The 20964-nt window shown below is 66.8% G+C and carries 19 protein-coding genes; 8 read left to right on the top strand and 11 right to left on the bottom strand.

Annotated features, from left to right (window positions below; all coding sequences use genetic code 11):
• Positions 1-14 precede the first annotated feature (14 nt).
• The 3 genes from NKJ07_RS10440 to NKJ07_RS10430 all read right to left on the bottom strand — a co-directional run bounded on the left by NKJ07_RS10440 (position 15) and on the right by NKJ07_RS10430 (position 7209).
• Entirely contained in the window at positions 15-932 is a 918-nt protein-coding gene (locus tag NKJ07_RS10440; RefSeq protein WP_318566768.1) for an ABC transporter ATP-binding protein, read from the bottom strand.
• A gap of 400 nt (positions 933-1332) precedes the next feature.
• Positions 1333-3090 (bottom strand): peroxidase family protein, encoded by a 1758-nt coding sequence (locus NKJ07_RS10435; RefSeq protein WP_318566767.1) that lies wholly within the window; start codon positions 3088-3090, stop codon positions 1333-1335.
• A 57-nt stretch (positions 3091-3147) separates the two neighbouring features.
• Entirely contained in the window at positions 3148-7209 is a 4062-nt protein-coding gene (locus NKJ07_RS10430) for a DNA polymerase domain-containing protein (RefSeq protein WP_318566766.1), read from the bottom strand.
• 137 nt (positions 7210-7346) lie between these two features.
• Here NKJ07_RS10430 and NKJ07_RS10425 point away from each other — a divergent pair, with 137 nt between their 5' ends.
• Positions 7347-7514, top strand: a complete 168-nt coding sequence (locus tag NKJ07_RS10425) for a DUF7331 family protein (RefSeq protein WP_318566765.1) — start codon at positions 7347-7349, stop codon at positions 7512-7514.
• A gap of 255 nt (positions 7515-7769) precedes the next feature.
• On the top strand, positions 7770-8192 hold the full coding sequence (locus NKJ07_RS10420; protein ID WP_318566764.1) for a DUF7346 family protein: 423 nt from the start codon (positions 7770-7772) through the stop codon (positions 8190-8192).
• Positions 8193-8202: 10 nt separating this feature from the next.
• Here the strand turns inward: NKJ07_RS10420 and rad50 are convergent, their stop codons facing one another.
• The 4 genes from rad50 to NKJ07_RS10400 all read right to left on the bottom strand — a co-directional run bounded on the left by rad50 (position 8203) and on the right by NKJ07_RS10400 (position 13115).
• Positions 8203-10890 (bottom strand): DNA double-strand break repair ATPase Rad50, encoded by a 2688-nt coding sequence (gene rad50 / locus NKJ07_RS10415; RefSeq protein WP_318566763.1) that lies wholly within the window; start codon positions 10888-10890, stop codon positions 8203-8205.
• Entirely contained in the window at positions 10887-12257 is a 1371-nt protein-coding gene (gene mre11 / locus NKJ07_RS10410; protein ID WP_318566762.1) for a DNA double-strand break repair protein Mre11, read from the bottom strand. The genes rad50 and mre11 overlap by 4 nt, the downstream gene beginning before the upstream one ends.
• Before the next feature lie 13 nt (positions 12258-12270).
• Entirely contained in the window at positions 12271-12651 is a 381-nt protein-coding gene (locus NKJ07_RS10405; RefSeq protein ID WP_318566761.1) for a DUF7966 family protein, read from the bottom strand.
• A 194-nt stretch (positions 12652-12845) separates the two neighbouring features.
• Positions 12846-13115 (bottom strand): winged helix-turn-helix domain-containing protein, encoded by a 270-nt coding sequence (locus tag NKJ07_RS10400; RefSeq protein ID WP_318566760.1) that lies wholly within the window; start codon positions 13113-13115, stop codon positions 12846-12848.
• Between the two features lie 170 nt (positions 13116-13285).
• Between NKJ07_RS10400 and pan1 the strand changes: the two genes are divergently transcribed.
• A complete protein-coding gene (gene pan1, locus NKJ07_RS10395) occupies positions 13286-14503 on the top strand; it encodes a proteasome-activating nucleotidase Pan1 (RefSeq protein ID WP_318566759.1) in 1218 nt (405 codons plus the stop codon).
• Between the two features lie 172 nt (positions 14504-14675).
• On the opposite strand, the gene NKJ07_RS10390 is transcribed toward pan1, so the two are convergent.
• Both NKJ07_RS10390 and NKJ07_RS10385 read right to left on the bottom strand, forming a co-directional pair.
• Positions 14676-15446 carry an HpcH/HpaI aldolase family protein gene (locus NKJ07_RS10390; RefSeq protein ID WP_318566758.1) on the bottom strand — a complete coding sequence of 257 codons (771 nt, stop codon included), beginning with the start codon at positions 15444-15446 and terminating at the stop codon, positions 14676-14678.
• Between the two features lie 100 nt (positions 15447-15546).
• Positions 15547-15699: a hypothetical protein gene (locus NKJ07_RS10385; protein ID WP_318566757.1), complete on the bottom strand. Its 153-nt coding sequence runs from the start codon at positions 15697-15699 to the stop codon at positions 15547-15549.
• Positions 15700-15829: 130 nt separating this feature from the next.
• On the opposite strand from NKJ07_RS10385, the gene nth reads away from it, so the two are divergent.
• The gene (gene nth, locus NKJ07_RS10380; protein WP_318566756.1) at positions 15830-16513 is read left to right on the top strand and encodes an endonuclease III; all 684 of its coding nucleotides are present in this window, start codon (positions 15830-15832) and stop codon (positions 16511-16513) included.
• Between the two features lie 314 nt (positions 16514-16827).
• On the opposite strand, the gene NKJ07_RS10375 is transcribed toward nth, so the two are convergent.
• Together NKJ07_RS10375 and NKJ07_RS10370 are read right to left on the bottom strand one after the other, a co-directional pair.
• On the bottom strand, positions 16828-17322 hold the full coding sequence (locus NKJ07_RS10375; RefSeq protein ID WP_318566755.1) for a DUF7321 family protein: 495 nt from the start codon (positions 17320-17322) through the stop codon (positions 16828-16830).
• A gap of 92 nt (positions 17323-17414) precedes the next feature.
• Complete coding sequence (locus NKJ07_RS10370) at positions 17415-17969, bottom strand: cysteine hydrolase family protein (RefSeq protein WP_318566754.1); 555 nt, start codon at positions 17967-17969, stop codon at positions 17415-17417.
• 186 nt (positions 17970-18155) lie between these two features.
• On the opposite strand from NKJ07_RS10370, the gene NKJ07_RS10365 reads away from it, so the two are divergent.
• The 4 genes from NKJ07_RS10365 to NKJ07_RS10350 all read left to right on the top strand — a co-directional run bounded on the left by NKJ07_RS10365 (position 18156) and on the right by NKJ07_RS10350 (position 20958).
• A complete protein-coding gene (locus NKJ07_RS10365; RefSeq protein WP_318566753.1) occupies positions 18156-19046 on the top strand; it encodes a DUF7319 domain-containing protein in 891 nt (296 codons plus the stop codon).
• Positions 19047-19119: 73 nt separating this feature from the next.
• Complete coding sequence (locus NKJ07_RS10360) at positions 19120-19773, top strand: halocyanin domain-containing protein (RefSeq protein WP_318566752.1); 654 nt, start codon at positions 19120-19122, stop codon at positions 19771-19773.
• Entirely contained in the window at positions 19773-20159 is a 387-nt protein-coding gene (locus NKJ07_RS10355) for a DUF7318 family protein (RefSeq protein ID WP_318566751.1), read from the top strand. The genes NKJ07_RS10360 and NKJ07_RS10355 overlap by 1 nt, the downstream gene beginning before the upstream one ends.
• Before the next feature lies 1 nt (position 20160).
• A complete protein-coding gene (locus tag NKJ07_RS10350; protein ID WP_318566750.1) occupies positions 20161-20958 on the top strand; it encodes a cytochrome b in 798 nt (265 codons plus the stop codon).
• The last annotated feature ends 6 nt before the right edge of the window (positions 20959-20964 follow it).

The following is a 20964-nucleotide window of genomic DNA, read 5'->3' as shown; positions in this document are numbered from 1 at the left end:
GTAACCACTCACAGTTACGCCGCCTCGTACACTTCCTCGCGGATCCAGTCGTAGCCCTTGTCCTCGAGCTGACGGGCGAGGTCGGCACTGCCGCTCTTGACGACCTTGCCGTCGAGCATGATGTGGACGTGGTCGGGCTCGACGTACTCGAGGATGCGCTGGTAGTGGGTGATCTGCAGGATGCCCGTCCCCTGCTCGTCGCGCAGGGCGTTGATCCCCTTCGAGACGTCCTGGAGGCGGTCGATGTCCAGCCCGGAGTCGATCTCGTCGAGTACCGCGACCGACGGTTCGAGGATCGCCGCCTGGAGAACCTCGTTCTGCTTCTTCTCGCCGCCGGAGAAGCCCGCGTTGAGGTAGCGCTGGGCGAACTTCTCGTCCATGTCGAGCAGCTCCATCTTCTCCTTGAGGAGCTGCTGGAACTCCGCGACGCCGACCTCACCCTCGTCGGCGGGACCCTCCATCGGGGAGGTCTCGTAGCCGGCGTCTTCCTCTTCGGCCTCGGCCTCGTCCTCGTCGTCGCCCTCGAACAGCTCCTCGCGCTCTTCGAGCTTGGCGTTGAGCGCCTGCCGGAGGAAGTTCGTCATCGTGACGCCCTCGATCTCTGCGGGATACTGGAAACCCAGGAAGATGCCGAGCGCGGCCCGCTCGTTCGGTTCGAGGGCGAGGAGGTCCCACGTCTGCATGTTCGCGGGGATCTCGATGTCCTCGCCGAACTCCTCCTCGTCGAGGTGCAGGAGGATCTCGCCGTCGGTGACCTCGTAGGCGGGGTGACCGGCGATGATCTTCGCAGTCGTCGATTTGCCCGATCCGTTCGGACCCATCAGTGCGTGAATCTCGCCCGAGCGTACCTCCAGGTCGACGCCCCGGAGAATGACTTCGCCGTCGTCCTCTGCGACCTCGGCGTGGAGGTTCTTGATTTCGAGTGTGGCCATGTTGTTGGTGTTCCTCTATCCCGATGTGGGGGAGTCGGCTCCATAATGCTTACGCATCTACCCCATCGGAGTTTCGATTTCGAAAAGGAATCTTGAGCATGTGGGAAATCCGTTCGGCGAGAAACCCACCTCGGCCGATGCCGTAGGCACGCGATACTCCCTCCGTTTCCCCGATCCCCGTCGCTCGTCGGGCGTCCCCGATCGGTGTCAGCCCGCCATCCAGCACCGCCGGCGGTTCGTCGCCGCCTCGGACGAGTCGTCCCCCGTGTCAGGTCGCCGCCCGACCGCGGGTGAACTATTTATTGGGGTAGACTGTTCAGTGAACCCGCCCGGGGCTCGAAAGAACCGTTCGGGCCTCACCCCGTCCAGTCGGATCCGGCCAGCCGTCGCACCGGGTGCCTCACTGCGCCGGATGTGTGTAGCCGCCGTCGACGGCGAACTCGAGCAGGTCGGCTATCTGGAAGTCGTTGCTTCCGCTGTGTGGCCCCGGCAGCGTCGGCGTCCAGCCCGGGTGGACGGTCCGGTACGAGGACGGGTCTGAGTCGACCAGTCCCACGAGCGTCTCGGCGACGATCCGTGAACCGACCGGGCCTAGGTGGTCGCCGCCGGTGAAGTGGGCCGCTTCCGCGAGGACGTAGTACCACAGCGGCATCTCCGTGTCCTGGCTCTGTCCGTGGTCGGAGAGGATCGCGTCGAAGCCGACGTCGTCGTTCGAGACGACGGGGACGTCCCCGATGTTCCGGGCGACCGCCTGGCCCGACGGGAGTCCGAGCTGCCGTCCCCGGACGAGGTTGCGCGACGCGAGTGATTTCCGCCACGCCTCCGCGTCCATGACGAACGGGAGAGCCAGGAGGTCCGGTGCCAACCGTGGATCGATCGCCCGTACTGGCTGTGGGTCGACGTCCGAGCCGTCGAAGTCGAAGAGATACCGCCAGTTGACCGCCTTGTGCTCGGGCACCGCCTGGAAGCCCGTCCCGAGCGCGTCCGTGTCGCCCGGCATCCCGAAGAGCGGTCCCTCGAAGCCCGAGTTTACCCGGTAGTCGAGTCGGGCCTGACTGTGCCCGAAGCGGTACGCCGCACCGGAGAACTCGAGCGGGATGTACGCCTGCTCGCTCGGTTCCACGGTGAAGAACCGCCGGTCGCCATCGTCGCGGACCCGTTCGATGATGTCCGTATCACAGACCGCGGGGAGGTACTCGTGGAGCACGATCCAGTGGTAGTGCCGTCGGACGATCGTCTGTGCCTTCTCGAACAGGTCGGGGACGTCCCCGAGCCAGTCGACGACGGCGTTGTGGAAGTTCAACATCGCGTAGTGCAACTGCGAGATGATCAGGTTCTCGTCGTTCCGCGGGTCGCCGATGAGCGCGGTGTCGTGGTGGTTCCGTGGGAGGTCGATCCGGTCGGCGTCGGCGAGCAGGAGATAGTGGTTGTCCCCGCCGACGAACGGCGACTCGTACCGGAAGGGATCGGCCTCGGGGCCCGCGCCGTACACCGAATCGAGGTCGAGTCCGGGCGTTCGGAAGTTCCGGAGCGCGTCCGGGTCGTTCTGCCGTGTCAGGCTCGACAGCGGGTCGAGCGTGATGTCGTGGTCGATGAACTGTCCGAGGAAGACGAAGCCGCTGGGGAGCGGCCCGTCGTCCACGCTGCCGGCCGCGCTCTCGTCGAGCGGCCCGCCAGGGAGACCGATCTCCTTCAGAAACGCCACGTCGTGGTCCGCGGGCGTGAGGTGGGGGAACATCCGCTGGAACCGACCGTGGCCCGGGGCCGACGGTCCCACCGGAATGTTCTCGACGCCCCGCTGGCCGCCCATGCCGTGGTGCATCGACTGTGCCGCCTCCATCATCGCCATCGGATCCAGTGTGACGCGATCACGCTCGACGGTCAACGAGAGCCCGGTCGTGCCTCCATCGACGGGGTTGGCGTTCACGTGACGGCCGTCGTCGAAGAGATGGACGACCAGTTCCGGGTCGCCCTCCACCACTCCGCCGACGTCGTCACGTGTCGCCGTCACCTCGAACCGGCCGTCGGGCGTCGTCGTGTCGATCCCGAGCGCATCGTCGAGTCCGGTGTCGATGTCGACGACGAGTACCTCGACGTCCCGCGCCGGCCGCCCGCCCCCGTCCGTGACCGTGCCACTCACCGTGATACTGTGTGACATGGTGTCGACACGATAGCGCCGCGAATAAGCGTTTTTGAGCCAAAAAAGTTATTCAGACTACATGAACGATCCGAGTCCGGTCTGTTGCTGGCCGCTTTTCACCTCGTCCCACGACATGCCGAGCGCCTCGATGACGCGGGAGATCGGTCCTTTCAGCGTCTTGTCGAGCATCTTGTCCCAGTCGACCACGAACTCCTCGGGTACCTGGTCGGCGTATTCGAAGCAGATGACGTCGGGATCGCGCTTGAACGCCAGGTAGAGCGGGTCGTCCGCGATCTCGGGGTGGTTCGACTCGATCCGCTGCCAGAAGTCCGGGTGGACCTTCGCGAGATACAGGTGTTTCGGCTTCGACCCGCGGCCGAAGTTCGTCCCGAGCAGGAGGTTGGCGTACTTCGCCCCCCTCACGTGAGCCGTGTCGGTCTCGTACGCCGTGAGCCGCTTGCCGATCCCGCCGGGGACGCCCACGTCGTCGAGCGAGAGGTGGCCGTCGGAGAAGTCCGCGATGATCCCGTTGACGTACGTCTTGATCTCGTCGGTCGGTTCCCCGGTGACGATCATCTCGATGACCTCCCGCTGGACCTCCTTGGTGACAGGCGCGATGTCCGACCGCTTGTACTCGAAGCCGGTGATGTCGATGTCGTCGACGTCCTTACCCTCCTTCCAGACGATGTGGCCCGCGTAGCGTTTCTTCTTGCCCGCCTGGAAGAACCGCCGGTAGAGCTTCTCGAACTCGATCTGGAAGCGGTGGTCGTCCGCCCCGAGTCGATCGCGGGCGAACTGGTCGTACGCGGCGTTGATCTCCGCCTCCAACTCGAACGACTGATCGATCGCCTCCTGCTTGGAGACGTCGGGGCCGAGTTCGAGCATGACCGAATCGGTGTTGTGCAGTACGATCCCGCCGACAGCGTCGACGAAGTTCTCGTTGTTCTCGACGCTCAGATCGTAAACGTACCCGTTGTAGTCGACATCGGTCAGGACCGGATCCCGTCCATCGCGGTAGTCGTCGCACGTCCGAATCGTGTACGACGCGTTCGACTCACGGTACTTCAATGAGTGCTTCCGATTTTGCTGCGTGAGGAGCATCGAGAGCCCCCCTGCGAGTTCCCGACTCGTGGTTTCGAAGTCGAAGTGACGCTCGGCACACTCGTCCGTGTACCTCGGGAACACCTGTGACCCGTCGCCTTCGACGAGTACGTCGAGGAACAGTCCTTGGAGGTCATCGGGGAGGTGGTAGACGAACGATGGGACACGTTTTTTTCGGGAGGTCTGGCCGGCGAACTCGCCGAAGAACACGGCCGCGAGTTCGTTCATCATCTGGAGTTTGAATGTCCGGTCGTCGTACGTGGTCGACGCCTGCCCGCCCTCCGTGCTGTACTCGACGGAGCGCTCGGTCCGGGTGTCACTGGCGGAGATACTCGCAGTCGTGTTGTCGAATAGTCGGTGATAGTCGGTCTGAAGCTGTTCGAGCCAATCGCCCCGTGACTCGGCGATACTCGCTCCACACTTGGTATCGGTCGTCTCGACCGTCGAGGCGCTCCCTTCCGACACGTACGCCGCGAGCAGTCTGATCAGCGCTTGCCCGTCCTCGCTTTCGAGGTCGATATACCGCCTGACTCGGACCGTTTTAGACTGGTGAACGTGGTGTCCGTGTCCGAACCACACCCAATCGTCGTTCGCCTGAACGCGCTTGACTTCCTTATTGGCCTCGTTCGCGCCGACGCTTCGCCCATCGAGATGCTCGCGTTCATAGCCTCGGAGTGCCTCGTACACGTCGACAGAGTCCCTTTCGGTCACGTCGGGCACGCCCGGGACACGGAGCGGGCTCTCGACATCGTTCGGCGAACGCTCGACGAGGCGACCATCGCGCTCGACGACGTACGAGTGGTCTCGCGTCGTCGTCGATTCGCCGAACTTGTGCTGGAGAGTCACGACTGACTTGTCGGTCTCGTGTCGGATCGCCTGCGTGATCGGTTGCCACTCCGCGTTCCCTTTATCACTAACCGAGAGCGCCTCCCACCCTTCGATCATCCGACGTTCCTTTCCCAGTTCCGCGCTCGCGACGGGTCCGCCGTCGGCCGTGACGAGCAGGGAACGATCCGACGTGTGTTCGCCGCGAGCGAACAGTTCTCGAATAGGGAGGATACGGACAGTGTCGCTGGGATCTTTGACGACGATCGGTCGGTCCCCGGTCACGCTGTCCCCGTACGCGACCTGGTAGTCCAGTCCGCTCGCCACTTCCTCGGTGAACTGGATCACCTCGCGCCCGGTGGCGGTGATCGCCGCACCCATCTCCTTGTCGTACAGCCGGAAGCGGTCCCAGCCCAGCACGCCGTACAGCGAGTTCATGATGACTTTCACCGCCGCTTGCTGGCGGTCGAACTGCTCGTACGCCTGGGAGTCGGGGTCGTGGTCGTTCCGCAGCGCCTTCTTCTGCTCGCGCTCATCCAAGAGTTCGTCGACCATCTCCCGGATGATCCCGTCCGGCTCCCGCCGGAAGTGGGTGCCGTTGGGTGCACGGTACGTCTCGCCCCCGTACGTCTCGGGGTCGACCTTCGTCTCCGGCGAGGCGTTGATCGTCACCATACACATCGGGTACAGCGACTTGAGGTCGAGCACCGTGACGTTCTCCTTGACGCCGACGATGGGCTCGAACACCGCACCACCCTCGTACTCTTCGCTTTCTACCGTGCCTTTCGACGGCAGGGCGAACTCGTCGTGGACCTTGTGGAGGACGTAGATGTCGACCGTATCTCCCGGCGTGGGAGCGTCTTCGAGTTTGCAGCCGACGAACGATCGCACCTCGTCCCAGAAAGCGATGACCTCCTGCTTGCGGTCGATCTCGACACAGAGTTCGACGTCGCGGAGGTTGTACTCCAGCAGGCGTTCCGGCTCTTGCTCCCAGAGGTCGCCGATGTCGCCCGAGTACCGCTCTTTGCCCGCGTCGAGTTCGAGCTCGCCGACGGCGTCGAGCCTGTACGATTCGAGTTCGGTGAACTGCGTCCGCTTGTACGCGTACAGCAGGTCGAACACCACGCGACCCTTCACGTCGGGACCACCCCAACCGCCGCGCCACACCTCGCCGACCCGCGAGAGCCGTTCGATGGCGAGATCACGGTCGGTCCGGGGGTTCCGCACCTCCAGACGGTCCAACAGGTAGGGGGCGTCGAAGTCCTCGAAGTTCCACCCGGTCAGGACGTCGGGGTCGGTCTCCTCGATGTAGGCGAGGAAGGCGTCGAGCATCGCGTCCTCGTCGGCGAACGACCGGACCTCCACGTCGATCCCTTCGCCGAGCGGGTCGTACCCGGTCAGCGCTTCGACGGACTCGCCGTTGCCCTCAGGGGCGACCGCGTGCCAGACGACGTACTGGTCCCGGTAGGAGTCGTGGCTGGTGAGACAGACGACCGGCTCCTCGCCGTCCTCGGGGAAGCCGTTGCGGTCGTCGACCTCGATGTCGAACGTGTTCACGCGGAGGTCGGCGTCGACGTCGTGCGCCTCGACCTCCTCGTGTGGCACCTGGACCGATCCCGACTCCAGCCGTCGAGCCGGGACGCGGATCCCGCTCCCGACGTCCTTGTCGATGAGCAACCGGTTGGGGAAGAGGATGTCCGCCTCGTAGTGTTCGAAGTCGTCGCGGATCTGGCCGACGTCCCGTGGCGTCCGCGTACAGATCTTCGTCAGCGACTCCCCCCGGATGCTCTCGTACCCCTCCTCGGTTCGGGTGATGACGTCGCGGTCGAGGTCGGCGTCGGAGAGCGTCTCCGTCGGCGCGTAAAAGTAGGGCTCGAAGCCGAGGACGCGGACGTGTTCGGGTTCGTTGTCGGGCGTCCGCCCGAAGACGTGGATGACGGGGTACTCGTCGCGCCCCTGGCCCTCGATGGTGTAGTCGACCTGCGTGACCATCAGATCGACGACACCGTCGGCCTCGGGGTAGCCCGCCCGGTCGTCCGCGACCACCTCCGTGACCTGTGGCCCGCCGTTCCCGGCGACCGCCTGCGCGATGGCCGACTCGTCCGGGCGATCCCCATCACCGCCGGACTCGGTCGGGTGATCGCCGTCACCCCCGCCGTCGTCCGCCGCCTCGGTGGGTGTGGAGAAGTCACCGAAGTCCGTCTGATCCATGTAGCCACTCTTCGCCGCTCCCGGCTAAAAACCCAGTCTTTCCCCCCGCGTCCGCGCGTCAGTGGGCCCCGCGGGTCGGGGGACAAATTCCGTCGCGAAAGAAAGACATATGACATGGTACGTCATACCATGAGGCGATGTCAGACCCGACTCGTGCCGACAGGCGGGATCGCTCCGACGACCACGACCCGGCCGTCGACATCGAGACATACGAGGTCGACGACGGCGTCGTCTTCTTCGACGCCGAGAACCCGCTCGCGTGGGTCGAAGCCAGCGCGGCGATCCGACTCAAGGACGCCGCCTGAGCCGAACGCGTTTCTTCTCTCGCGTGGGAGCACCGCCGTCCTCCGGACGGGCCGCCGCGTCCCGCACGCTCACATACGTGACCACACCGAGGTTGGGCCGCCTCTGCGGGGCGGCTCGGCCGGCCCGATGAATGACGCGCCGACCGAGTCCGGTAGGGTGCCAGCCGGACGTTACGACCGACGCCGAGTCCGAGTCCGTCTCCGTCTCCGCGCCCGAGCGGAACGGATAAGCGGGGCGAGCGGCTCCGTATGCCCATGCGAACGGTGTGCGACACGGACGGGACGCGGTATCTCCTCGTGAAGCGGTCGAGCGAGTCGAGCCTCGTCCGCGACCCCGAGACGGGCGAAAAACGGTATCTCCCGAACGGGGAACTCACGGTCCTCGACGGCGCGTCGGCGCTCGACGTCGCCGCCGCTGGCGTCCCCGACTCGATCAGACGCGTCGTGACGGCCGCCCACACGGAGCAGGCGCTCGGGCTATTGGTCGAACTCGCCGACCGGGGGCCGATCGGGATCCGCGAACTCCTCTCGGCGTACGACCTCTGTGAGTCCGATCTCCACGGGCTGTTGCTGGAGTTCCGCGCGGCGGGCCTCGTCGAGGAACGCGACGTGGCCGGCGAGCGCGGCTACGACGCGACCGAGACGACCCGCGAGGCCGTAGCCGTCTTGCGTCCGTAGCCGTTCGCGGCTACTCCGGTTCGGGGCCCGCGCCGACAGCCGCGAGGGTCGGGTCGTCGACCCGTTCGACGGCCGAGCGGTTCGACGTCGGGTTCTTCTCGACGCGGACGAGGTCGTCGGCCGCGCCGACGAGTTCGTCGTCGTGGCTCACGATCACGATCTGTCTGACGCCGAGCGAGCGCATCTCGTCGACCAGATCGACGAGCCGGGAGACGTGGCCGGAGTCGAGGAAGACGGTGGGCTCATCGAGGATGAGCGGCGGCATCGGGGCCGCGCCGTCGATCCCTTCCGCGAGGAGGCGGTAGATGGCACATCTCAGTGAAAGGTTGAACAGCGCTCGCTCGCCACCCGAGAGCTGGTCGGGTGCGAGTTCGGTGCCGTCTTTCTGGAACACCGTGAGTTCGTACTCGCCGTCGAGCCGGATGTGCGAGTAGGCGTCGTTGCCGTAGACGAGATCGAACGTCTCGTTCAGCATCCGCCCGAGCGTCTCGACGTTCCGCTGGCGGAGGTCGGCGCGGAGGTCGCCGTACATCGCCTCCAGCGCCTCGGTCTCGTCGTGGAGCGAGTCCAGCCCGTCGACCCGCGCGGCGAGCGCGTCGCGCTCCTCGCGGAGGCTGTCGAGCTGGTCGAGTTCGCTCTCGACGCTCCCGATCCGACTCTGGAGCGCGTCGCGGCGCTCCTGTAGCTCCGTGAGGGTCTCGTCGGCCTGCTGGATGTACGTCTCGGCCCGCTGTTTGTTCTCCCGCGCGTCCGCGACGGTCTCCTCGTCGACCGCCGCGGCCAGTTCGCGGCGGCGTTCGCGCTTCTCCTGCAGTCGGTCGTTCCGTTCGGCGTTCAGGTCGGCCAGCCGCTCGCGCCGCTCGCGCAGCCGCTCGACGGTCGCGGCCGCCTCGGCGCGCTCGTCGACGATCTCGGCGAGTTCGGTCAACCGCTCGACCCGTTCGTCCAGCCGCTCGGCTTCTGCCGTGGTTTCGGCGGCCTCCGCGCGGACCGTCTCCGCACGTTCGGCCTGCGTCTCGCTCGCCTCTCGTGCCTCGCTCGCCTGCGAGTCGAGCTCCTCGGCCTCCTCGCGCAGCCGGACGGCGCGGTCGCGCGTCTCCGCGACGCTCTCGGCGCGGTCGTCGACCAGTTGCGCGAGCGTCGACCGCCGCTCACTGATCGACTCGATCCGGCCCTCGCGGTCGACGAGTTCTTCGGCCTCGTCGATCGCCGCCTCACACTCCTCGCGGTCGGCCTCGCAGTCGGCCAACTCGGCTTCGAGCTCCGCGACGCGGTCACGGTCGTCCGCCAGCCGCTCGACGTGCGGCGAGCCCTCGACGGGCTGTCCGCACTCGGGACACTTGCCCGCCTCGCGGAGGCGTTCCGCCTCCTCGACGCGGCTTCGGGCGGCTTCGAGCGCGGCGGCGACCTCCCCCCGCCGCTCCCGGATCTCGTCGAGGCGCTCCCGGAGTGATTCGAGGTGTGACGCCGCTTCGCCGGGCTCGACGGGCTCCGTCTCGAAGCTCGCACGGAGTTCGTCGGCCTCCGATTCGAGGTCAGCGAGCTGCTCGCGTCGCTCGTCGAGTTCCGCCGCGGCGGTCTCGGCGTCCCCCTCGAGCTCCGACGCCCGCTCGCGCTTCTCGGTCGCACGCGAGGCCAGATCGTCGACCTTCGACGCGAGGTTCTCCGCCTGCGTCTCCAGCGCCTTCGCCCGCGTTCGCCCGTCGGCCGCCTCCTCGCGTCGCTCGTCGGCCTGCGACGACAGCGTCTCGACGCGTGCGTCGATCGCCTCCGGCGCGGCGTCGTCGAGGTCGGTGCCGGCCAGCCGGTCGTCGATCTCGTCGCCGAGGCCGTCGATCCGCTCGCGCTCGGTGCCGAGGCGGTCGCGGATGTCGTCGCGTTCGGCCTCCGTCTCCCGAACCGCCGCTTCGAGGTCGTCGATCTCGTCGTCGAGGCGCGCCAGCTCCTCGCGGGTCTCCTCGTGGGCGTCGAGGACGTCCGTCGCCTCGTCGAGCGTCTCTCGTGCGCGCTCGCGCTGGTCCTCGTACCGCTCGATCTTCGCGTCGACCTCCGACCGCTGGCTCCGGAGGGTGTTCAGCGTCTCGGGGAGCTCTCGCGCTTCGTACTCGTCGATCGTCGCGTCGAGCTGGTCGAGCGCGCCGCGCTTCTCGCTCCGGACGTCCTCGACGCCGAGCCGCGCCTGGCCGGCGCGCTCGCGGTACTCCTCCAGTTTGCCTAGCTGGAGGAGGTCGTCGAGCATCGTCCCTCGCTCGGTGGGCGTGGCGTTGATGAGCTTGTTCACCTCGCCCTGACGGACGTACGCGCAGTTGACGAACGCGTCGGCGTCCATCCGGAGCATCCCCGCGATCCGGTCGCGCACGTCGCGCGCCCCGTCGTACGTCGCGTCGGGGCCATCGAGCGTGCAGTCCGCGGTCTGGATGCGCTCGCCCGACCGTCTGAGCCGGCGGTGGACGTGGTAGGAGACGCCGTCGTGGGTGAACCACAGGTCGATCTCGGCCTCCTCGGCGCCCGTCGTGACGAGGTCGTCGAGCGTCTCGTCGAGCGCCCGCGCGCCGTACAGCGCGAAGAAACACGCGTCCAGGAGCGAGGACTTCCCGCTCCCGTTCAGCCCGTGGATTACCGTCACGCCGTCGTTGAGCGAGAGGTCGGCGTCGGCGTACGGCTTGAAGTTCGTGAGCCGGAGCCGGTCGAACCTCACAGGAAGTCCCCCATCGAGACCTGTCCGTCGCCCGCCTCGTCGTCGCCATCCGCCTCGTCGTCGCCGTCCGCACCGTCACGCTCCGATCGCGCGGTCGCCGTCGATTCGCCGGTCGGTCCGGTCGCCGCACCGCCAGCGGTCGCCTCGTCTGCCGCGGCGCCGGGTTCCTCTTCGTTCCCACTGCCCCCGTTCTCCGTGGTGTCCTCTCCGTCCACCTCCTCCGCGGGTGTCGTGCCCGCCGCCGAGTCGGCCGGCGATGCGGGCTCGAACGCCGAGACGTCGTCGAGTCGTTCCTCGATCCGTCGTTTCACCGTGTCGCGGACGTTCGTGTCCGCGACCTCTCCCCTGACTGCGTCGTCGACGTCGAGCGCCGCCGGCGAGAGCCCCAGTTCGGCCACCCGCTCGCGGACCGCCTCGTCGGGGTCCGCGAAGTCGACGCTCGTCTCCACGTCCGTCGCGGTCTCGAACTCCCGGCGGTCGGTGACGCGCGCGACGAGCGCCCCCCGCTCCGTCGCGAGTTCCTCGATACTCGCCGGCGTGACGGGGTCGCCGTCGCCCGTGATCTCGACGACGACGACGGCGTCTGCGAGGTCGTACTGGCGGACCGCCTCGCGCACGCGGTCTTCGCCCTCGCGCTCGGCGAGCGTGACCTCGACGAAGACGAACGGTCGCGTCTCGACGGCACGTCGTCGGATGTCCACCGCGTCACCGAAGCTGACGAGGTTGTAGCCGCGGCCGTCGCGCTCGGCCGCGGAGACGCGCTCGGTCGACCCGCAGTACGTCACGGGCGTGCCGTCGACCCGTTCGACGCCCGGCGCGTGGTTGTCGCCGAGGAGGACCGCGTCGAAGTCGACGGTTGCCTCGGCGAGGACGGTCTCCGTCTCCCAGTCGGCGTGCGCGAAGGGGGTGAAGAGGCCGTGGGCGACGAGGACGGCCGACGCCGCCCCGTGGGGGTCGAACGCGTAGTCGAGGTCGTCCCGTTTCGACGGCGGGACGTGGTCGAGCCCGTAGAAGGCGACGTCATCGACGACCTCGGGCTCCGACCCCAGTCGCGTGGCGAGCCCCAGTCGCTCGAACAGGTCGAGCCACTGCCCCCCGCGCGTCGACTCGTGGTTCCCCACGACCGCGAGGAACGGGATCCCCACCTCCGAGAGCCGCCGGAGCACCGAGAGCGTCCCGAGGAGGTCCGGTAGCGCCGGCCGGCGGTCGTGGAAGAGGTCGCCGGCGTGGACGACCGCGCTCACCTCCTCGGCGACCGCGTCGTCGACCACCTGCCGGAAGGCGTCGAGGAAGTCCTGCCGCCGCGTCGGCGAGTGGTACTGCTGGTACCCGAGGTGCGTGTCGCCCGTGTGGACGACTCGGGTCATCTGTCACCTCGTCTCATCTGTCACCCCGTTTGCCATCGCCACCTAAAACCGTTCCGCGAGCGGGGTGAAAGTGGTCCGGAGCGTGCTCGAGGTGTCCAGAGTGCTCGGAGTGCTCGGCGGACGGGTCCGTGCGCGGGCGTCCCGCGTCGGACCCCACGACACCGTCGTCGTCGGTCACGCGGCCGTCGAGCGCCGACTCGAACGCCCGAAGCGCCGAGAGCGACTCACGACCCCGGCGGACGGTGTCGTCGTCGCCGTCGCGGACGGCTCCGGCGACGGCGCGAGCCAGTCGGTCGACGCCGTCGGTCGCGAGAAACCGGGCCGCGCTCTCGACGCACTCGGTCGCGCGGGTCGCCTCGTCGACCACGGTTTCGGGACGATCGCTGTCGGCCACGTCGTCGGCGACGAGCGCGCGAAGGGCACGTTCGTCGCCGCGACCTCTGTCGTGTCCGCCACGGGAGTCGTGGCTGCGGCTCGGTATTTGAACTCGTGGGCGGGAGCGGTCGGACACCGGACCCGGCGTCGACGGAGTGGAACGCGACCGGACTGTCCGCCAGCAAGCCAGACCAGGTCGGTAGGTACGCCCGATCAGACCGTTAGCCGGTAGAGCCGTTTGCGCGCGTCGGAGAAGGAGAACCGCGAACTGACGACGCCGGCGTCTTCGAGCCGAGTCAGCGCGTAGCGGACGGTCCGGGCGGGGAGGAGCGTCTCTTCGGCGATCTGTGACTGGGTGAGAGTGTCCTCGTAGTCGAGGACCTTCGCGACCAGTTTCGCGCTGGGCGGGAGGTCCCGAACGGGTTCCCAGCGGTCCGCCTTCGCTTCCGACTCCGACCCCGCGAGTGCCTCGGACGTGCTCATGTGTACTACCAGCTAGCGAGATACAGACTAATAATATTTGTTAATCTGTTTTATTACTTTTAGTAATATAGCGTGGCTAACGCCCGACAGAGCCGCTCTGCGGACCGAACAGGCGGTCGGGTTTCGGCCCGACCCGAAGCCTCTTATGACCTTGTGCCTTACCACGTACGATGACCGATACGGTCGACGATGTCGACCTCCCGTACGACGAGGAGGCTGCATCGCAACAGGAGATGATCGAGGCGCTGGAAGAGCGCCTCGAAGTTCTCGAACGGCAGAACGAGGAGATGCGGGACAAGCTCCTCGACGCGAACGCGGAGAACAACAAGTACCAGCAGAAGCTCGAGCGACTCACGCACGAGAACAAGAAGCTCAAGCAGTCTCCGCTGTTCGTCGCCACGGTGCAGGAGATCAACGACGACGGCGTCGTGATCAAACAGCACGGCAACAACCAGGAGGCGCTGACCGAAGTCACGGAGGAGATGCGGGAGGAGCTCGAACCCGACGCTCGCGTCGCCGTCAACAACTCTCTCTCTATCGTCAAGCGGCTCGATAACGAGACCGACGTGCGTGCACGCGTGATGCAGGTCGAACACAGTCCCGACGTCACGTACGAGGACATCGGCGGGCTCGAAGACCAGCTCAACGAGGTCCGCGAGACGGTCGAGATGCCGCTCGAACGCCCCGAGATGTTCACCGAAGTGGGTATCGACCCACCCTCCGGCGTCCTGCTGTACGGCCCTCCAGGGACAGGAAAGACGATGCTGGCGAAGGCCGTCGCCAACCAGACCGACGCGACGTTCATCAAGATGGCCGGCTCCGAACTCGTCCACAAGTTCATCGGCGAGGGGGCGAAACTCGTCCGCGATCTCTTCGAGGTCGCCCGCGAGAACGAGCCCGCGGTGCTGTTCATCGACGAGATCGACGCCATCGCCTCGAAGCGGACGGACTCGAAGACCTCCGGTGACGCGGAGGTCCAGCGGACGATGATGCAACTCCTCTCGGAGATGGACGGCTTCAACGAGCGCGGCGAGATCAGGATCATCGCCGCCACCAACCGCTTCGACATGCTCGACTCGGCCATCCTCCGCCCCGGGCGGTTCGACCGCCTCATCGAGGTGCCCAAGCCCAACGTCGAGGGCCGTGAGATCATCTTCCAGATCCACACCCGCAATATGAACGTCTCCGACGACGTCGACTTCGCCCACCTCGCGGAACTCACCGAGCACGCCTCGGGCGCGGACATCAAGGCCGTCTGTACCGAGGCCGGCATGTTCGCCATCCGCGACGACCGCACCGAGGTCTACATGGAGGACCTCGTCGGTGCCTGGGAGAAGGTCCAGGCCGAAGCCGACGAGGACGGCGACGTCTCCCGCGCGTTCGCGTAACTCGACCGTTTTACCTCGCTAAGAGACGGCGAACCCGTCTCTGCATCCCGAAATCTCCGATCTTCGGAGACCTCGGGGACGCTCGCTTCGCTCGCGTCCCACTCGTCGGGAAAAGCTCGGACAAAAACCCGCGAGCGAGCGCCTCGGTGCTCGCTCGCGCTCGGTGTGCGTTCTACTCCCGCGCCGCCTCGTGGGCCGTCAGCGCCGCGTCCGCACCCCGAACCAGATCGAGCGTGTCGACCCCACAGATGACGTAGTCGAAGCCCCACTCGACCCACCGCTCGACGTCGTCGGTGCTCGTCGCGAGCGTCCCGACCGGCGTGTCGTGTTCGCTTCCGGCGTCCAGGACGCGGGAGACGGCATCCTCGAACTCGTCGCCGTGGTCGCCGAACGACCCCAACGCCGCCGAGAGGTCCGCCGGACCGATGAAGAGCGCGTCGAGCCCCTCGACCGCGGCGATCTCGCCGACGTTCTCGACGCCGGGCTCGGTCTCGATCTGTGCGACCCTGACGAGGTCGGCGTCGCCGCGCTCGACCTGCCCCCCGACGTCCCGCCCGTAGCCGGCCGACCGGCCGACGCCGATCCCGCGCACTCCCCGAGGGGGGTAGCGCGTCGCGGCGACGAACTCGGTCGCTTCCTCGGGGGTCGAGATCATCGGCGCCATCACGCCCGCGGGGTCGAGATCGAGGACCCGTTTGATCTTCACCTGATCGTTCCACGGGACGCGGACGACGCCGGTGGCTTCGGTCGACGCCGCGTCGATCGCGCGGAGGCCGTTCGCGACGGTCTCCAGGTTCGACGGCGTGTGCTCGGTGTCGACGACGACGAAGTCGAACCCCGTCTCGGCGACGAGTTCGGGGACCGCGGGATCGGCGAGCGTGGTCCAGTAGCCGCTGACCGGTTCGCCGTCACGGAGCCGGGTTCGCAGACGTGTCTCTGTCATACACCACGAGCGTCGGGGCCGAGCGGGGTAAGCCGGCGGGGGTTGCGGCAGCCCCGGCCGAGTGTCAGCGCGTGAGAAATATTAGATAAGTATAGGTGTATCAGAGCGCGAGAAACACCAGGAAGGGAACGACGAACAGCGCGAGGAACATCGCGAGGAGGACGACGCCGTAGCCGACCCCGGCCCCCGCGAGCGTCCGCCAGGCGTCGTGGTCGAAGCCGCCGAGTCCACCCTCGTCGTCGGTCTCGGTCATACGCCCACGTCGGGTGCGGGCGAGAAAACGTTACCCCTCGCCCTCTCACCCGAGCGGGACTCCGCACGTTACCCCTCACTCCCGAGCCGGACTCCGAACCACTCATGTCTCCACCGTGGAACCCCCGAGTATGGGAACCCCACGCGACTCCCGCGAGGCGCAGGCCGAGGAGATCCTCGACCGCCTCTACGAGGAGTACCCCGACACGACCATCTCGCTGAACTTCTCCAACCGGCTCGAACTCCTCGTCGCCGTCGTCCTCTCCGCGCAGTGTACCGACGAGCGGGTCAACGAGGTCACGGCGGAGCTGTTCGAGAAGTACCGCACGGCCGCCGACTACGCGAACGCGGACGAGGCGGAACTGGCCGAGGACATCTACGGCATCACCTTCCACAACAACAAGGCGGGCTATCTCACGTCCACCGGCGAGACGCTCGTCGCCGAACACGACGGCGAGGTCCCCGACACGATGGGCGAGCTCACCGACCTCTCCGGGGTGGGTCGGAAGACCGCGAACGTCGTCCTCCAGCACGGCCACGACGTGGTCGAGGGGATCGTCGTCGACACCCACGTCCGGCGGCTCTCACGTCGCCTCGGCCTCACCGAGGAGGATAGGCCGGAGCGAATCGAGACGGATCTCATGGGGATCGTCCCCGAGGCCGACTGGCAGCAGCTCACCCACCTGTTCATCAGTCACGGTCGAGCCGTCTGTGACGCTCGCAACCCCTCCTGTGCGGAGTGCGTGCTCGAAGACGTCTGCCCCTCCTCGAAGCGGGACCACGACGTGGATCTGGCGAGCGGCGAGGCGTGGTGAGAACGGATCGACGGCGTCACTGGCCACATCGGGCATAGCTTCAGTCCAGGGGTCCGGACGGAGAAGACGATACGAGCGTCAGGGCGGCGTGGCCTCGCTCTCTCCACCTGCCTCCGACCGAACTGATTCACCGCGGTGGCGTGTGACGGTCGCGGCTCCGGCCGCGACTTCACGCGCAATCGGCTGGGGAGGGTGTGGCGTCACCGCACTGGTGACCGCCCGATGACCACGGTTTCACCCGTCACGATGTCTCTCTGAGTTCACTTTCATCCGTCACGATGTCTCTCCGGCCCGCCTCCCCGCACATCCGTTCGCTACCCAAGCCCCGAGCCGAGCATGTAGCCCGTGACGTACCGGTACAGTCCCAGAAGCCACGCGCCGAACCAGAAGAGCACGTAGCCGAAGACGCCGATTCGCAACCGTCCACGCCACGCGCCCATGTTCTCGTGGAGGTCGTCGAGGTCGACGTCCGGGTCGGGGTCGTGGTAGAGGTTCGCCCGACGCTTGGCCTGAAAGATGCGGACGATGCCGGTGAGCGCGAAGACGAGCATCGCGTACGCCTGCAGCCCCAAAATGGCGTGCAGCGCCGACAGCCCGCTCAGCTGGTTGAGCAGGCGGGGTATCATCCACGTCACGACGGGCACCGTGTTGAGCACCAGCCCGGGGACGATGAACTTCAGGTGGTGGACGAGGACGTTCCACGTGACCGTCTCGGCGTCGATCATGATCCAGGCCCCGTAGAGGTAGAAGGGGAGACTCGACGTGACGAGGAGGGCCGCGATCGTGGCGTACGTCGACTCGCTTGCCATCGAGTCGGCTACGGAATGCGGGTGTGTAAAGGGTGCGGCTTCGATCGCCGGCGCGACCGCAACCGCGACCGTGACCCGGCGGCCGATCGCTCCTAGTGGGCCGCGGACTCCCACCCGTCGACGAGGTCGGCGGCGGTCGTGATCTCGGCGTCGTACACGTAGTCGAGGTACGCCAGCCCTCGTTCGTGTTCGTCCTCGGAGAACGCGTCGGCGCAGTCGGCGGAGACGGCGATATCGTAGCCGTTGAAGAACGCGCTCGCCGACGTGTGCCGGACGCACATGTTCGTGTGCAGTCCGACGGTGACGACGCGGTCCACCCCGAGGCTCCGGAGGTGCTGGTCGAGCCCGGTCTCGTAGAACGCGTCGTAAAAGCGCTTCTCGAAGACGTCGTCCTCGTCGGCCGGCGTCAGTTCGGGAATCACCTCCGCGCCTTCGGTCCCCCGCATCGCGTGCGGCCCCCACACTGCGAGTTCGAAGTCCTCCGGGCGGTGGGCGTCGTTGGCGTAGATCACCCGAACGCCGTGTTCGCGGGCGGCCGGGAGGAGTTCGTCCCGTAGTGTCGGGATGATCCGCTCGGCGCGCTCGGCGGCGATCGCGCCGGTCACGAAGTCGTTCAGCATGTCGAGGACGATCACCGAATCTGTCATGATAGTAACTAGTGCGCCAGCGAGTCAACTGTTTCGGTGCGGGGGGTCGAGATCGGTTCGGTGCCGGTGACTCGCCGGTCGGCAGCGACGAGAGCGCACCCGGTCACTGTGTGGTCACAGCGTGAACCTCCGCTCGCGCGAGCGCGGAGCGAACCGCTTAACGGGACAGCGGCCCAACCTCGAACGATGACTGACGCCTCGGACGAGCCAGTGGGTGAGGAGCCACCCGACGCGGCAGCAGCGCCCGACAGCGTGGACTCCGATGGCGACACCGCGACCGACGCCCAGCCCGGGAACAGCCCCGACACCGATCAGGACCTCGAAGCCCTCCGCCGACAGGTCGAAGAGAAGTACGACTTCGACAACTTCGGTCCCGCGGACATGGCCGAGATGACCGTCGAGGAGTGGGAGGCGGCGTTCGACCCCGGGTCGTGGATCGTCGGCCCGGAACTCCTCGACAGAGTTGAAAAGGACCTCCTCAACCGCGTGGCCTCGCGGGACGTCTTCGCGATCGTCGAGCGTTACACCCAGGAGGGCGAGCCACGGCTCGTCGCGTACTCCGACGAGGGGTACGCCGTCGTCTACCCCGACGGGAGCGTCGAGGGCACGGGGACCGTCCTCAGAGACGTGACGCCGACCGTCGCGCTCTGTTCGATGGACGACTACGACGTGCAGGAGCCGCCGGCGAACGTCGGTCTCCCCGCCCCCGACGAGGTGCCCGAGGGCTCCGGGGAGTTCGGCAACCTGATGCTCCAGGCGGTCGCGTTCGCGCAGGTGCTCGGGGGGCTGGCGCTCCTGGGGGCGTGGCTCGTCACGGACCTCAACACTATCGTCGCGCCCGTGGCGGCGCTCTTTTTCCTCCTCATCGGCTTCTTCCTCTTTTTCGTCGTCGCCAACGCCCGGCTCTCGGATCGCTTCCGCTCCGAGGAGTACCGGGCGCGGCTCCGTGCGGTCGGGCTCGAAGACGGGAGTAGGCCCGACTTCCTCCCCCCACTCGACGAGGACCGTCCCGCCGTCGAGGGGGGGAGCGAGGTCGGCGGCGAGGAACCCGGAGAGACCGGCGCACAGAGCGTCTGAGCGGGGAGACGTAACCGGCTGGAGGCGGGTGAGTCGGTGGGTTTAAGCGCGTTCCATCCTGAGGCTGTCCTGTATGAACAGGCGGGATTTTCTCCGGACGGCCGGAGGTGCGTCCGTCGCCGCGACAGCCGCTACGGGCACCGCCGCCGCCCAGGAGGGTGAGGGTGGAGGCGGGAACGTCCAGCCCGACTTCGGGAGTTGGCTCGACGGCGTCGACGGCGGGTATCAGGACATGCGCGGCTCCGGTGAGGTGACCGTGGAGGTCGGCGCCAGCGGCAACGGTGGCAACCTCGCGTTCGCCCCCGCGGGCATCTGGATCGACCCCGGGACGACCGTCAAGTTCGAGTGGACCGGCGAGGGTGGCGGCCACAACGTCATCGCCGACAGCGGTCCCGCGAGCCTCGACTCGGGCGCGGCGGTCTCGGAAGCCGGCGTCAACTACGAGTACACGTTCGAGGAGGGCGACGCCGGCATCACGAACTACTACTGCGATCCGCACCTCGCGCTCGGGATGAAAGGGGCCGTCGCCGTCGGCGGCGAGGTTCCGACGGTCGAGACGGGTGGAGGCGGTGGCGAGAAGGAGCTGGAGGAGCTCGGCGTCCCGATCCAGGCGCACTGGGTCGGCTCGGCGACCATTCTCGGCATCATCGTCACCATCATCTACACCTTCTACATCCTGAAGTACGGCGAGTCGCCGAACACGGGCAACACGGGAGGTGGTGAGTGATGTCGTCGTCCGGCAGTACGTACGGTGACATCCACCGCTACGAGTCCGCTCGGGAGTCGACCGCGGCGGCCATCGGCATCGTCCTCCTGACGGTGATCGAGGTCGTCTTCGTGTTCCTCTTCACCTTCGGGCTGGTCTCCGGGTGGGGCCTGACCGACACGGGGAACATGTTCCTGGGCGGCGTCCTCGCGGTGATCTTCGTCGATCTGGCGTTCATCCTCGCGCTCTACCGGAAGGAGTTCCTGCCGGACGTGATGATCGTCAAGAAGCGTCGGCGCAAGTGGGAAGACCTCTACATCCGCGAGGAAGACGTCGACGGAACGACCATCGGAACCGGTGCGTGGGACACCGTAAAGCGCGCGATCTACCCATACTACAAGCGATAACATGAGCTTAGAAAAGAAAGACGAGTACGACCACAAGGCCTGGTTGAAGTCCAAGGAGGACCTCACGAAGGTCGAGCAGTTCTTCCTGTTCGGCCTCATCTACGTCGACAAGCGGCTGCGGATCGTCGACTACCTGGAGCTGATGGAGACGCTGTACTACCGGGTTAACCTCCAGATGCCGAAGAGCCACACCGAACAGTACAACCTCGACAACAAGTTCTGGTACTGGTACCCGCTGTACACGCTCGGGCTGTTCTCGACGCTCGCGTACGTCGTCGCGGCGATCTCGGGTGCCCTGCTGGGCTTTTATTACAGCCCCGCCACCACGGGAGACCCCACGACCGCGTACAACAGCATCGCCTTCATCATGCGCGACCTGCAGTTCGGGTTCATGCTCCGCTCCATCCACCGCTGGTCCGCACAGGTGATGGTCGCCGCGGTGTTCCTGCACATGCTCCGCGTGTACTTCACGGGGGCGTACAAGGAGCCGCGCGAACTCAACTGGATCCTCGGCATCGTCCTGATCAGCCTGACGATGGTGTTCGGCTACACCGGCTACCTGCTGCCGTGGGACCAGCTGGCCTTCTGGGCCGGGCAGATCGGCGTCGAGATGTCGCTGTCGATCCCGCTGGCCGGCGAGTGGGTCGCCCAGCTGCTGTTCGGCGGCTTCACGCTGAGCCAGGCCACGCTCCAACGGATGTACATCCTCCACGTGTTCTTGCTCCCGTTCGTCGTCACGACGCTCATCGCGATCCACATCGGCATCGTCTGGGTGCAGGGCATCGCGGAACCGCACTGATCCAAG

It is taken from the genome of Salinigranum marinum, from assembly GCF_024228675.1.
GTDB lineage: Archaea > Halobacteriota > Halobacteria > Halobacteriales > Haloferacaceae > Salinigranum > Salinigranum marinum.
Note: the sequence above shows the minus strand (reverse complement) of the source record. Positions and strands in the feature narration are given on the sequence as shown.

Excerpts from the sequence above, each read along its gene's own strand:
- NKJ07_RS10360 (WP_318566752.1), top strand. The coding sequence starts at position 19,120 with ATGAACAGGCGGGATTTTCTCCGGACGGCCGGAGGTGCGTCCGTCGCC.
- NKJ07_RS10375 (WP_318566755.1), bottom strand. The coding sequence starts at position 17,322 with ATGGCAAGCGAGTCGACGTACGCCACGATCGCGGCCCTCCTCGTCACG.
- NKJ07_RS10425 (WP_318566765.1), top strand. The coding sequence starts at position 7,347 with ATGTCAGACCCGACTCGTGCCGACAGGCGGGATCGCTCCGACGACCAC.
- NKJ07_RS10430 (WP_318566766.1), bottom strand. The coding sequence starts at position 7,209 with ATGGATCAGACGGACTTCGGTGACTTCTCCACACCCACCGAGGCGGCG.
- NKJ07_RS10350 (WP_318566750.1), top strand. The coding sequence starts at position 20,161 with ATGAGCTTAGAAAAGAAAGACGAGTACGACCACAAGGCCTGGTTGAAG.
- NKJ07_RS10355 (WP_318566751.1), top strand. The coding sequence starts at position 19,773 with ATGTCGTCGTCCGGCAGTACGTACGGTGACATCCACCGCTACGAGTCC.
- NKJ07_RS10390 (WP_318566758.1), bottom strand. The coding sequence starts at position 15,446 with ATGACAGAGACACGTCTGCGAACCCGGCTCCGTGACGGCGAACCGGTC.
- NKJ07_RS10365 (WP_318566753.1), top strand. The coding sequence starts at position 18,156 with ATGACTGACGCCTCGGACGAGCCAGTGGGTGAGGAGCCACCCGACGCG.
- NKJ07_RS10435 (WP_318566767.1), bottom strand. The coding sequence starts at position 3,090 with ATGTCACACAGTATCACGGTGAGTGGCACGGTCACGGACGGGGGCGGG.
- pan1 (WP_318566759.1), top strand. The coding sequence starts at position 13,286 with ATGACCGATACGGTCGACGATGTCGACCTCCCGTACGACGAGGAGGCT.
- NKJ07_RS10420 (WP_318566764.1), top strand. The coding sequence starts at position 7,770 with ATGCGAACGGTGTGCGACACGGACGGGACGCGGTATCTCCTCGTGAAG.
- NKJ07_RS10400 (WP_318566760.1), bottom strand. The coding sequence starts at position 13,115 with ATGAGCACGTCCGAGGCACTCGCGGGGTCGGAGTCGGAAGCGAAGGCG.
- NKJ07_RS10385 (WP_318566757.1), bottom strand. The coding sequence starts at position 15,699 with ATGACCGAGACCGACGACGAGGGTGGACTCGGCGGCTTCGACCACGAC.
- NKJ07_RS10440 (WP_318566768.1), bottom strand. The coding sequence starts at position 932 with ATGGCCACACTCGAAATCAAGAACCTCCACGCCGAGGTCGCAGAGGAC.
- NKJ07_RS10370 (WP_318566754.1), bottom strand. The coding sequence starts at position 17,969 with ATGACAGATTCGGTGATCGTCCTCGACATGCTGAACGACTTCGTGACC.
- mre11 (WP_318566762.1), bottom strand. The coding sequence starts at position 12,257 with ATGACCCGAGTCGTCCACACGGGCGACACGCACCTCGGGTACCAGCAG.
- nth (WP_318566756.1), top strand. The coding sequence starts at position 15,830 with ATGGGAACCCCACGCGACTCCCGCGAGGCGCAGGCCGAGGAGATCCTC.